Annotated in this window: 13 protein-coding genes, 6 tRNA genes and 1 rRNA gene; 18 read left to right on the plus strand and 2 right to left on the minus strand. The window is 44.4% G+C overall.

The genetic code is table 11. From position 1 onward, the window contains the following. The first annotated feature begins 2 nt into the window (after positions 1-2). From rrf to HQN88_RS29115, 8 genes are all read left to right on the plus strand, one after another. Positions 3-119 (plus strand): 5S ribosomal RNA (gene rrf, locus HQN88_RS29080). Positions 120-174: 55 nt separating this feature from the next. Continuing rightward, positions 175-251: transfer RNA gene (locus HQN88_RS29085), tRNA-Ile, on the plus strand. Positions 252-296: 45 nt separating this feature from the next. Then, positions 297-370: transfer RNA gene (locus tag HQN88_RS29090), tRNA-Met, on the plus strand. A gap of 11 nt (positions 371-381) precedes the next feature. Beyond that, positions 382-473, plus strand: a tRNA-Ser gene (locus tag HQN88_RS29095). Between the two features lie 16 nt (positions 474-489). Next, a tRNA-Thr gene (locus tag HQN88_RS29100) sits at positions 490-565 on the plus strand. A 78-nt stretch (positions 566-643) separates the two neighbouring features. Beyond that, positions 644-725 (plus strand) — tRNA-Tyr (locus HQN88_RS29105). Positions 726-735: 10 nt separating this feature from the next. After that, a tRNA-Gln gene (locus HQN88_RS29110) sits at positions 736-807 on the plus strand. Between the two features lie 419 nt (positions 808-1,226). Next, positions 1,227-2,114 carry a cation diffusion facilitator family transporter gene (locus tag HQN88_RS29115; RefSeq protein WP_274319107.1) on the plus strand — a complete coding sequence of 296 codons (888 nt, stop codon included), beginning with the start codon at positions 1,227-1,229 and terminating at the stop codon, positions 2,112-2,114. A gap of 113 nt (positions 2,115-2,227) precedes the next feature. On the opposite strand, the gene HQN88_RS29120 is transcribed toward HQN88_RS29115, so the two are convergent. Next, positions 2,228-3,079 carry an aldo/keto reductase gene (locus tag HQN88_RS29120; RefSeq protein WP_173119095.1) on the minus strand — a complete coding sequence of 284 codons (852 nt, stop codon included), beginning with the start codon at positions 3,077-3,079 and terminating at the stop codon, positions 2,228-2,230. A 183-nt stretch (positions 3,080-3,262) separates the two neighbouring features. Between HQN88_RS29120 and HQN88_RS29125 the strand changes: the two genes are divergently transcribed. From HQN88_RS29125 to HQN88_RS29165, 9 genes are all read left to right on the plus strand, one after another. Beyond that, the gene (locus tag HQN88_RS29125) at positions 3,263-4,198 is read left to right on the plus strand and encodes an AraC family transcriptional regulator (RefSeq protein WP_173119096.1); all 936 of its coding nucleotides are present in this window, start codon (positions 3,263-3,265) and stop codon (positions 4,196-4,198) included. Between the two features lie 122 nt (positions 4,199-4,320). After that, the gene (locus HQN88_RS29130) at positions 4,321-4,653 is read left to right on the plus strand and encodes a carboxymuconolactone decarboxylase family protein (RefSeq protein WP_173119097.1); all 333 of its coding nucleotides are present in this window, start codon (positions 4,321-4,323) and stop codon (positions 4,651-4,653) included. A 27-nt stretch (positions 4,654-4,680) separates the two neighbouring features. After that, entirely contained in the window at positions 4,681-5,682 is a 1,002-nt protein-coding gene (locus HQN88_RS29135; protein ID WP_173119098.1) for an aldo/keto reductase, read from the plus strand. Positions 5,683-5,783: 101 nt separating this feature from the next. Further along, positions 5,784-6,308 carry a DoxX family membrane protein gene (locus HQN88_RS29140; protein WP_173119099.1) on the plus strand — a complete coding sequence of 175 codons (525 nt, stop codon included), beginning with the start codon at positions 5,784-5,786 and terminating at the stop codon, positions 6,306-6,308. A 166-nt stretch (positions 6,309-6,474) separates the two neighbouring features. Next, positions 6,475-7,080, plus strand: coding sequence for a molybdenum cofactor guanylyltransferase (mobA, locus tag HQN88_RS29145; protein WP_173119100.1), 606 nt, complete (start codon positions 6,475-6,477; stop codon positions 7,078-7,080). 107 nt (positions 7,081-7,187) lie between these two features. Next, positions 7,188-7,343, plus strand: a complete 156-nt coding sequence (locus HQN88_RS29150) for a cytochrome c oxidase subunit 2A (protein WP_173119101.1) — start codon at positions 7,188-7,190, stop codon at positions 7,341-7,343. A 13-nt stretch (positions 7,344-7,356) separates the two neighbouring features. Next, a complete protein-coding gene (locus tag HQN88_RS29155; RefSeq protein ID WP_173119102.1) occupies positions 7,357-7,827 on the plus strand; it encodes a cytochrome c oxidase subunit II in 471 nt (156 codons plus the stop codon). Positions 7,828-7,856: 29 nt separating this feature from the next. Next, entirely contained in the window at positions 7,857-9,521 is a 1,665-nt protein-coding gene (locus HQN88_RS29160) for a cbb3-type cytochrome c oxidase subunit I (RefSeq protein ID WP_274319103.1), read from the plus strand. Between the two features lie 45 nt (positions 9,522-9,566). Then, positions 9,567-10,109, plus strand: coding sequence for a hemerythrin domain-containing protein (locus HQN88_RS29165; protein ID WP_173119103.1), 543 nt, complete (start codon positions 9,567-9,569; stop codon positions 10,107-10,109). A 27-nt stretch (positions 10,110-10,136) separates the two neighbouring features. Here HQN88_RS29165 and HQN88_RS29170 read toward each other — a convergent pair whose 3' ends face one another. After that, positions 10,137-10,850: a Crp/Fnr family transcriptional regulator gene (locus tag HQN88_RS29170; RefSeq protein WP_173119104.1), complete on the minus strand. Its 714-nt coding sequence runs from the start codon at positions 10,848-10,850 to the stop codon at positions 10,137-10,139. Between the two features lie 268 nt (positions 10,851-11,118). Here HQN88_RS29170 and HQN88_RS29175 point away from each other — a divergent pair, with 268 nt between their 5' ends. Next, the gene (locus HQN88_RS29175; RefSeq protein WP_173119105.1) at positions 11,119-11,577 is read left to right on the plus strand and encodes a GAF domain-containing protein; all 459 of its coding nucleotides are present in this window, start codon (positions 11,119-11,121) and stop codon (positions 11,575-11,577) included. The last annotated feature ends 13 nt before the right edge of the window (positions 11,578-11,590 follow it).

Consider the following 11,590-nt stretch of genomic DNA (forward strand, 5'->3'; position numbering starts at 1 on the left):
TGTTTGGTGATGATGGCGGAAGGGATCCACGCGTTCCCATCTCGAACACGACCGTTAAGCCTTCCAGCGTCGATGGTACTTGAACCGCAGGGTTCTGGGAGAGTAGAACGTTGCCAAGCAGAATACCCCTAGTGGGTATTTTTTTTGCCGCCTATCGATGAATTAATTGAATAGGGGCCCTTAGCTCAGCTGGTTAGAGCGCACCCCTGATAAGGGTGAGGTCGGTGGTTCGAGTCCACTAGGGCCCACCATATTTCTTTGGTAGAGCACTCGAATGAATATGATTTATATAATTTGGCGGCGTAGCTCAGCTGGCTAGAGCGTACGGTTCATACCCGTAAGGTCGGGGGTTCGAGCCCCTCTGCCGCTACTTATTAATATGGAGAGATACCCAAGTGGCTATAAGGGGACCCTCTGCTAAGGGGTTAGACTGCGTAAGTGGTGCGAGGGTTCGAATCCCTCTCTCTCCGCCATTGCTAAATCAAATAAGCCGTTGTAGCTCAACTGGTAGAGCAACTGACTTGTAATCAGTAGGTTGGGGGTTCAAGTCCTCTCGACGGCACCATAGTACTCAAAAAAGTGGAGTGAAGCTTTTGTAGCAACACGGATTACTTTTTCGGGGCTTGGTAAAGCTTTTTAACGTGGAGGCTTAGTGAAGTGGCTAAACACGGCAGACTGTAAATCTGCTCTCTTCGAGTTCGGTGGTTCGAATCCATCAGCCTCCATCTCTTACATTGGGGATTAGCCAAGCGGTAAGGCAACGGACTTTGACTCCGTCATGCCAAGGTTCAAATCCTTGATCCCCAGTTCCTTTCATGAATGAGTTCACCTAGATAGAGTACCCTTTTGATAAGTTGCGAATAATGAAGCCTTCGTAGAAGGCTTTTTTTTGATTCTTTCATGCAGTAGCCAGCAAACCCTTGCGTTTGCTGGCTTTTTGCACGTATATGATCATGTTAATCAGCGCGTGCGATTTGATTTTACAGCAAATTCAGACGTTTTCTCTGAATCGAGATGCGGAAGGGCATGGTTAAGGGGAAGCGTTCAAACGGGTTTTTAACTAAGATTTTTAAAGTAGAAAACTTGAATCATGCCTATACTTTTCACCTGATGCAAATTAGTTGATGGGAACCTACTATTAAGGACGTGGACAACACTGTTTCTCTAGACCCACACGTGTAGTGTCGAGTATGATTGTGTTCGACATGGATAGCGGGGTGGAAACAATAGAAAATTTATATGATGACATCAAGCAAGGTGAAAAGGGTGCTTGGTTAAGTATAATTGCTTATATATGCTTATCGGCCTTAAAATTAACCATAGGTTACATAACAAATTCCGAGGCGCTTTCCGCGGATGGTTTAAATAACGCTACAGACATTATCGCTTCAATTGCAGTTCTAGTAGGGTTAAAAATATCCCGAAAACCACCGGATAAAGACCACCGATACGGTCACTATCGGGCAGAAACGGTAGCGGCTTTAATCGCTTCTTTTATTATGTTTGCGGTAGGAATTCAAGTTCTCTATCAAGCATTCATTAAGTTTCGGACTCCGAATATCGAGTCTCCCGATATGGTTGCCGCATGGACGGCTGTTTTTTGCGCGATGGTTATGTACTTTGTATATGTATATAATGTTCGTCTTGCAAGGAGAATAAACAGTAAAGCGATGATGGCAGCAGCACAAGATAATCGATCGGATGCCTTTGTCAGTATGGGTGCCTTTGTTGGTATCGTTGGTTCACAATTTGGTTTACCTTGGATTGACACATTAACGGCTTTACTAGTTGGGGGTATTATTTGTAAAACAGCGTGGGATATTTTCCGAGATTCTACGCATGCCCTTACGGATGGGTTTGATGATGCTGAACTTCAAACTATTAAACAAACGATTCGTGCCGTCCCTGGGGTGGAGAAGGTCATTGATATCAAAGCCCGTATCCATGGTAACAATAAACTGGTCGATGTGACCATTGGTGTAGATCATGAGCTTAACGTAAGTGAAAGCCATGATATTACCGAGCATATTGAAAATAGAATGCATGAACTTCATAACATATCGTATGTGCATATTCACATAGAACCTTTCGAAGTATCAGGTAGTCGAAAATAATCTAGGTTTCAGTAGTTACAGATCTAAAGGGCTGCCGGATGGCAGCCCTTTACTATTCCCCGCTCTTTTGCCGTAAACAGAACCTGTCGATGATCTTTTGAAATTATCACATCTTAAATATCAAGTTTACGGTTGCCGATCCATTTCACCATTTCAGGATCGCGATGTGAAAAGAATAGGCTTTGTTTCGTATCTAACGTAGTTATCGACGCCATGTCCTCGTGGCTTAATTCAAAATCAAAAATGCTAAAGTTTTCGATGATTCTTTCTTTACGAACAGATTTGGGAATTACAACGACTTCTCTTTGTGTTAACCAACGTAGAACCACTTGAGCAACGGATTTCTTATGCTTTTCAGCTATGGATACCAAAAGCTCATTCTGGAATAAGTTATTTTTCTTTTCAGCAAAAGGCGCCCAGGATTCGATCTGAACATTATGTTCTTGCATGAATGTTGCATTGTCAATTTGTTGGTGGAAGGGATGCGTTTCAACCTGATTTACAGCAGGAACGATTTCATTATGAAGGATCAAATCAATGAGACGATCCTCATGGAAGTTACTAACGCCAATAGCGCGGACTTTTCCTTCACGATACAATTCCTCCATAGCGCGCCAAGAACCATGCACATCACCGAATGGCTGATGAATTAAATACAAATCCAAATAATCCAATTGCAATCTTTCCAGTGAATTCTTAAATGCTTGAAGTGTGCGCTCATAACCAGCATCTTGAACCCAAAGCTTCGTAGTAATGAATAATTCTTCTCTTGCCACGCCACTCCGCTTGATCGCATTGCCAACTGCTGCTTCATTAAGATAAGAGGCGGCTGTATCAATCAGTCGATAGCCCGCCATAATAGCGTCATAAACGCTTTGTTCACATTCACTTTGATCTGTCATCTGAAATACACCAAAACCGAGTATTGGCATCTCAACACCATTGTTCAAAATTACTTTGTGCATATATATTCCTCCATTTTAAGTGATGTCGTATTTCCCATATTTTCTTACTTATTATGCACCAGATGACAAAGAAACCGTTATCCCATTCATGCCAAATGTTTGCCTAATCCTCTCACAACGACTTATGTTACAGACAATTATGGATTATAATCAAATTATAAAAATAGGGACAAGGAGAATGTAATGTCTGAAACCATCACTAACCAGCAGAAGGAACTCGCCAAAATCATAGAGCACTTTGCACAAAAGGACGGTGTTCACCCCACGGCTATTCCTTCCTTATTTTTCATGCGTGTCTCGCATGCAGCTGGACAAACCCATGGTGTTTACAAGCCATCTTTTTGTATGGTAGTTCAAGGAGAGAAGGAAGTTTGGCTGGCCCAGGAACGGTTTAGGTACAGTCCTGCTGATTACCTTGTTGCATCCGTTCATTTACCCGTTACCGCACAAGTCACTGATGCCACTCCCGATGTTCCATACTTGGGTTTCAAACTTGAATTTACACCGAGTCAAATCTTAGAGCTTCTACATGATACTGAATTTCGTGTTGATCCCAAACAAACTCCGAAGCGAGCTATGTTTGTCAGCCAAATCGAATCATCTTTGTTAGATTCGGTCATTAGGTTGGCTCGTTTGCTGGATAGTCCGAAAGATATTCCGGTACTTGCTCCACTATTTACGAAGGAAATTCTGTATCGGGTGCTGCAAGGTCGGAATGGGATGATTCTAGAGCAGCTTGTCATGGAAGGAAGCTCAACCCATCAAATCAAAGTTGCTATTGAACAAGTCATGAACAACTATGACAACCCCTTACGAATTGAAGAACTTGCCGAAATAGCGAATATGAGTATTTCCTCGTTACATAGACACTTTAAAGAAATTACTGCAATGAGCCCACTTCAATTTCAAAAACAGATCCGATTGCAGGAAGCCAGGCGTCTATTATTAACAGAATTGGTGGATGCTTCTGAGGTTGCCTACCGGGTAGGTTACGAAAGTGCATCTCAATTTAGCCGCGAATATGCTCGCATGTTTGGTTATCCTCCCAAAGCAGACATGAAGCGATTGAAGGAAACCTACGACCAAGAACCCGTTAATACGGAGCAAGTAAATGTATAAGTATTCTTTCGAGTGAGAGAAATAGGCAAACATTTAAGATGATCAGGATATCGGTTTCTTTTTGATTCATTGCATAATTAAATTAAGCATGGTTGAGATCACAAGTGGAAGCAGGGGAATTCATGTCAGATTCTACAAAAGAATTAACGGTTGCACAGAAAAACTTCGGAGATTTTGCACCAAAGATTGTTGAATTAACCGATGATGTTTTATTCGGAGATATATGGAAGCGTGAAGAGCTTTCGCCGCGAGATCGCAGTTTAATAACAATATCTAGTTTAATTACTGGTGGAAATTCGCAACAATTGAAAAATCATTTAAACTTAGCGAAACAAAACGGTCTTACAGAAGAAGAACTAATCGAAGTTATGACTCACCTTGCTTTCTATGCAGGTTGGCCGAAGGCAATGTCCGCCCTGACGGTTGCAAAAGAAGTTTTCTCGATCGAAAAATAACTATAACGTGGGAAAGCGGTGCTTATTGTGGAAATTCGATCTTTAGGAAATTCAGGATTAAAAGTAACGAATCTCTGTCTGGGCACGATGACATTTGGCAATCAGGCAGACAAAAAAACCTCGTTCGAAATACTTGATAAGGCGTTCGACGCTGGAGTGAGTTTTATTGATACGGCAGATGTGTATCCCATTGGGAGGGCTTCTTATGATATCGCTGGTGCAACCGAGTCGATTATTGGGGAATGGCTAGAGCATAAACGAGACAAAGTGGTGTTAGCGTCGAAGTGTTTCGGTGCGATGGGGCCTGGTGCGAATGATCGTGGGTTGAGCAGGAAGCATATTATAACAGCCGTCGAAGAGAGCCTCCGTCGCCTAAAAACAGACTATCTTGACCTCTATCAAGCTCATCAATTTGACCCTAGCGTACCTATGGATGAAATTTTACGTGCGTTCGACGATCTCACCACGCAAGGCAAAGTTCGCTACGTAGGTGTATCCAATTGGCGAGCTTGGCAAGTGGCGAAAGCTAACGGAATTGCTGACAGAAAAAATTATGTACGTCTAGCGAGCATTCAGCCTCGCTACAATCTTTTGTTTCGAATGATTGAGGAAGACTTGGTTCCAATGGCCCTTGATGAGGGGCTTGGCATTATCAGTTACAACCCACTTGCGGGTGGCATGTTGACGGGCCGCTACAGGAATAATGCAAGTGTGGAAGAGGGCTCTCGTTTTGGACTCGGAAACAATGCGGGTTCTTTGTATCAGGAACGGTATTGGCAAGAGGCACAGTTTAGCGCAGTGGAAAAGTACCAGGCCTGGTGCCAAGAACGTAACTTTGATCCAGCAACGACGGCTGTGCGATGGGTTACACAGCAACCAGGAATCACTTCCGCTATCATAGGTGCGAGTCGCGCGGAGCAATTGGACGCGAGCCTGCGTGCTGCTGACATGGATAAGTTAACAGAACAGGAGCTAGCTTGGCTCGACGGGCTATGGTTTGCCTTACCTCGCAGGCGCGAATTTAGTTGAGTATTTATTATAAAGTTATGTGTTCAGAGTGACTTATCTCACATACACGCGATTTCCTTCGATCTATAATGAAATCATAAAGGACGAAGGAGTTGGTTGAAATGATGAAATGGGTAAGGGAAAATAATTACGCTGCAATACTTTTGACAATCATTCGTTTGTATGTTGGTTGGGAATGGATGATAGCTGGATGGCACAAAATCACAGGTGATAAAGCCTTCGACGCTGCAGGTTATCTGAAAGGAGCCATTGCAAAACCAGTTCTAGAAAGTGGTACGACGGATCTGGTTTATGCCAATTATGTGGCTTTCTTGAAAAATGTCGCGCTTCCGCATGTAGGATGGTTTAACGTGCTGGTTCCTTGGGGTGAGCTCTTGGTTGGTGTGGGGTTACTGCTTGGTGCTTTGACAACGGCAGCGATTTTCTTCGGCTTATTGATGAACTTCATGTATATGTTTGCTGGTACGGTTAGCTCGAATCCATGGTTAGTGCTCCTCGGGTTCATTATTATAGCAGCTGGGGCGAATGCAGGAAAATTTGGTGTGGATCATATGATTCTTCCTTACCTGCACAGATGGTTTGATAAGCTTTTAGAGGTATGCCATTTAAAAACGAAACTCAGATGAGGTCTGCCTCCCATGTAAAATTTTGATAAACCTATTCTTTTCTCTGTCGTTGAGAGGAAAATAGGTTTTTTTGTTGTGTATGGCGTGTGACATTTTTCACTTACAGATCATCTTTTTTGGGCTAGAGTGACAGGTACAGGATGTAGAAAAAGGAGAAGTGATGGGTATGCTTTCAGGAGTTATTTTAGCTGGTGGAGCAAACCGTCGAATGAACGGAGAACTGAAGGCATTGCTGCCATTTGGAGGGAAGCCGCTCATTGTCCGGCAGCTAGATTGTATGAGTGACATATGTGATGAATTGATTGTTGTAACCAATGATCCTAAGCCCTATCTAAACAAGGTAGACCGTTCGGTCCGAATTATTACGGATTTTTTCAGGGGACAGGGGTCCCTTGGCGGCATGCATGCCGCATTATCCCTAGCTAAACATGCTTCCGTCTGGGTCGTCGGGTGCGATATGCCCTTCATATCCAGCTCAGCTGCTCAATTGTTATGGCAAAGAAAACGAGATGGATTTGAATCCGTTGTCCCCTTGGTAGCAGGTAGCGTGCATCCCTTGCACGGCATTTATGATCGCGCTTGCGCGCCGCACATCGGACGTCTCTTACAACAAGGGCAAACCTCGGTTTCCGCACTGCTGAACCATGTTTTTTGGAGTGAGTTAGGGGATCATTTTTTGCTTGAAAATGGGATTGACTTGAGGTTTGTGTCTCAGATGAAGACCCCGGAGGACTACCAGATCATGAAGCACTTAGATACGCAGTGGAAGTAACGAATTATTCATGATTCTGATTGCCAATCGTGATAAAAGTCACTGTAAACGCAAGTTGATTTTCTTAAAATAAGTGCAAGACGTTTACATAGTAGGGGGTGATTGGTATGGATAGTCATCACAAGCATGCACAAGTATCTGACGGAACAGATCATAAACCAGAGCCTTCCTTGCTGGGTACGTTCGCCTCGGTGTTGTTAGTAGGACTCTTCTTAGTGATCAGTTGGGTCGCGGTATTTCTTCTATTTATATCTAGACAGTAAAGGGGACTCGCATATGCATATCCATAAACTCGAAAAAATCTGGCTAACCATTGGGATCGTCATGTTGTTTGTATTTCTAGGCGTGCTAGGGGTTTCCGCATTTGCCATAGGAGCCAAGCCGCCAAGTGCGCATCATCATCAGATTGATCCTGCCAAGGTGACAGAAACTGCGCCTTTCGATAAGCCAGGGCTCCATCCAATCGGCAACAATGTCTATGAGGCGGTCATGACGGCATTTACGTTCGGGTATGCACCAGACAAGATGGAGATTCCATTAGGTGCAACGATCAACTTTGTCGTGACAAGTCAAGATGTGGTACATGGCTTTGCTATCCCGGGTACGAACGTGAACATGATGATTGTTCCGGGTGAAGTTAGTCATGTCAGTCACACGTTTACGAAGCCAGGTGAGTATCTGATTCTGTGCAATGAATATTGCGGCGGTGCACACGAGTATATGAAAACAACGATTATTGTGAAGTAGTCTAGGTGTACAGAAAGGTGGAAGACAGCGTGATACGTGAACATAGCGAGAAGTTGGCTCCTAAATTTGATCTTAAAGATGGCAAACTGGTTGTCGCTCATGTCCTTGTGGCATTCATCGCGCTGCTCATCGGCGGTATTGCAGGACTTCTGCAGACCATGGTGAAAAGCGGGACGATTAAATTACCCTATAACATCGGCTATTACGAGCTGCTGACAGCTCACGGGGTGTTGATGGCCATCGTGTTTACAACGTATTTTATCATCGGCTTTATTTATTCTGGCGTCTCCTATACCCTTGGGGGCAAACTGCTTCCGGTGGTTCATCGTATGGGGTGGGCTGGATTTGCCCTCATGACTGCGGGGACCGCACTTGGTGTTGCGATGGTGTTAACGGGGAAGGCGAGCGTTCTATATACGTTCTATGCGCCAATGAAAGCATCCCCCTACTTTTATATCGGATTAGCCTTGCTTGTGGTAGGGAGCTGGATTAGTGGTTGGGGTATTTTCTATCAATATAAATATTGGAAAAGAACGCATGAAGGCAAGCTGTCGCCGCTATTTGCTTTTATGTCTGTCGTGACTTTTCTGATGTGGCAAATTGCCACCATCGGGGTTGCGGCAGAGGTATTGATTCAGTTAATTCCCTGGTCTTTCGGTTGGATAGAAACGATTAATGTGATGCTTAGCCGCACGTTGTTCTGGTACTTCGGTCATCCGTTGGTCTATTTCTGGCTAATGCCGGCGTATATGTGCTGGTATGTCATCATTCCCAAAATCATCGGAGGCAAAATTTACAGCGACGCACTCGCGCGACTTTCCTTCATTCTCTTATTACTATTCTCGATTCCGGTAGGCTTTCACCATCAATTAATGGAGCCAGGCATCAGCTCTTTTTGGAAATACTTGCAGGTCATCCTGACCTTTATGGTGGTTGTTCCATCGCTGATGACGGCATTCTCTTTATTTGCAACCTTTGAACTGAATGGTCGTGCGCTTGGGGCAAAAGGGTTATTTGGCTGGGTGAAAAAGCTGCCTTGGAAGGATGTGCGATTCTTCGCACCTTTTATGGGCATGCTCATTTTCATACCTGCTGGTGCAGGCGGATTAATTAATGCCAGTAATCAAATGAACGCGGTTGTACACAACACACTATGGGTAACCGGGCATTTTCACCTGACGGTGGCGACAAGTGTGGCACTTACGTTCTTCGGGATTACGTATTGGTTACTCCCAGCTGTTACTGGGCGTGTGTTAACGACCCGTATGCATACATTAGGGATCATTCAAACGATCATCTGGTGTGTGGGCATGTTCCTCATGTCAGGTGCTATGCATCTAGTCGGATTGTTCGGCGCACCAAGGCGGACCGCGTTCACGGACTATGAAGGAAGTGCAGCAGCAGCGGGCTGGGTGCCGTATTATGTGTTCATGGCGATTGGTGGAACGGTATTATTTATCGGTGTTCTGCTGATGATTTATAATGTCATAGCCCTGCTGTGTGCGCCAAAAGGGGAAACGGAGTATCCGATTGCCGAAGCGATGGAATCAGCTGAGGCAACACCAGCCTATTTGGATCGTTGGCGGATATGGATCACGGTATCGATTCTTTTAATCTTGTTTGCGTACACGATTCCGCTGATGGATATGATCGTGAATCCAGCTCCCGGTTCGAAAGGGTTTGTTACTTGGTAGGGAATAGGGGGGAGACCATCTCGAGGAGCAAAGGAGGGGATTTGTATGGCGATTAATTCCACAATGCCTATATCAGGGATCGCATCTTCAAATCCAGTGGAGCTTGAATATGCGACAGATCGGTTAGTGGCAGAGCATGAAGAATTGAGGAACAGACTGAGGGTAATAGAAGCGGGGGCGAAGGAAGTCATTCTTGTGGATGACCCCGTAAGGGGAATAGCGTTGGTTCAAGATCTCAGAAAACAGACTTCTTTATTTGTGAAGATGCTGGAGCGACATTCGGAATGGGAAGAGCATGACTTATTTCCGTTCCTGTCAGGCTACTTTCATCGTGAATCCGTGCCCTCTATTCTCCCTTCTTTTTGGGTACTTGAAAAAGATCATGAACTGGGTATGTCCTTTATCCAATCCTTTCAAGAAATGAGTAAGGAAGTAAGACCTGCCGCAGCCCAAAAGCAATTAGCCGAAGCAGCAGGCCATCTCGTGCAGGCATGCCTCATATTAAACGACCATTTGACCATGGAGGAACAGCTTGTTTTTCCTTTAGCTGAGAAAGTGCTGACAGATTTAGAATCCTTTTTTTCATAAAAAGAGGATTGTAGTAACTGAGTGGACTTACATGCGGCAAATTTCTACGGGGCAATTCTCGCAGTGGCAGATATCGCGGAGGTACGTCACATTCTTAATGACAATTTGCCCATGATCAAACTCTACGGCATTTTCCTTTTTCATCTCACTTAACATGCGATTAACGCTTTCCCGTGTTGCGCCGATCATATCAGCCATTTCGGAATTGTTTATTTTATAGTTAATGTGGATATGTTCACCCTCGGGTACACCATACGAATTACTTAACCGTATTAATAATGAACATAGCGCTCCGGGCTTGCCGTACATCATTAAATCGCGAAATTTCGTTTCTGTCATACGGTGCATAAGCCCCATCCATTTCATAAATTCAATAGCGAGGTCTCCATGCTGCCATAACAGGACCTCGAGATCTTTACGCTGAATGACACCAAATTCACAATCCTCGGTCACTTCGGCGCTGAAACTCTGCAAAGAGTTCTGAAACGGATCGATCTGACCGAATAAATCACCCGTTTGATGAAGATACAGAATGAAGCTTTTGCCATTTTCAGATAGCTTGGTAATCCGCACGCCGCCGTGAATAACGTAATACAAGCGATCTGCGAGATCGCCCTCTCTGAATAAGAAATCTCCCTTTGCTGCGTGTCTCCGATACATGATGCTTTGCAGTCTATCGAAATTTTCCTCAGAAAAGAAATTCATGATGCCTGTAGGTGTTCTTGCATCCTTCAAAACCATAGGGACCAACTCCTCGACGTTCGTTATTATCTCTATCATAACGTCTTTGGTTCATGTTGGTTATCGGGGGTTCACCTGATCTTTGAAGGAAATAATCCCTATCTTCTGTGAGGAAAATCACAGCAGGAATCAGGATTCCCCTAGCGATTTAGTAAGGAAATCCTGATAGGGAAATCAGGGTTTTCCCTGACTTACAAGACGGAAACAAACATTTACAATGATAAGCATGGAAATTGTGCACTGCTGCGTCAAAACGGAGGTGGCCCAAATGGCGATAGACGATGCAACTTTGTTAAGAGAGTTAGAACGATTGCGAAGCTTGACGTCATGCGATTTCGTGGCAATTGCGCCTCTTCATGAGCATGCGGCGCGAATCCGTTGGCAATATGTCATCGGCAACAGTAATCATCGTTATCAACAAATGGTAATCAAAAAAGGTCAGGGATTAGCTGGTTCTGCGCTGCGTTTAGGCAGATGTGTTAAGCTCGATGATACCTATCCTCAGCACCATCAAGAAAGACTCCATTGTCCGCTTATGCTTGCCGAGCAGTTGCAGGCTGCGGCTGTCTTTCCGCTCGTTCCTAATGCTAGCTCTCAGATCAAGGGATTGCTCTTCATCGGTAAAAGAGAACAAACCAGATTTGAACACGGCGAGTTGCTAGCGGTTCAAGAGAATATCGACACATTGGTGTCGTATCTTTCCGAGGTTGAGGCGGCTGTGGAGTAAGTCGGATAATTGA

Source organism: Paenibacillus qinlingensis (assembly GCF_013204845.1).
GTDB lineage: Bacteria > Bacillota > Bacilli > Paenibacillales > NBRC-103111 > Paenibacillus_E > Paenibacillus_E qinlingensis.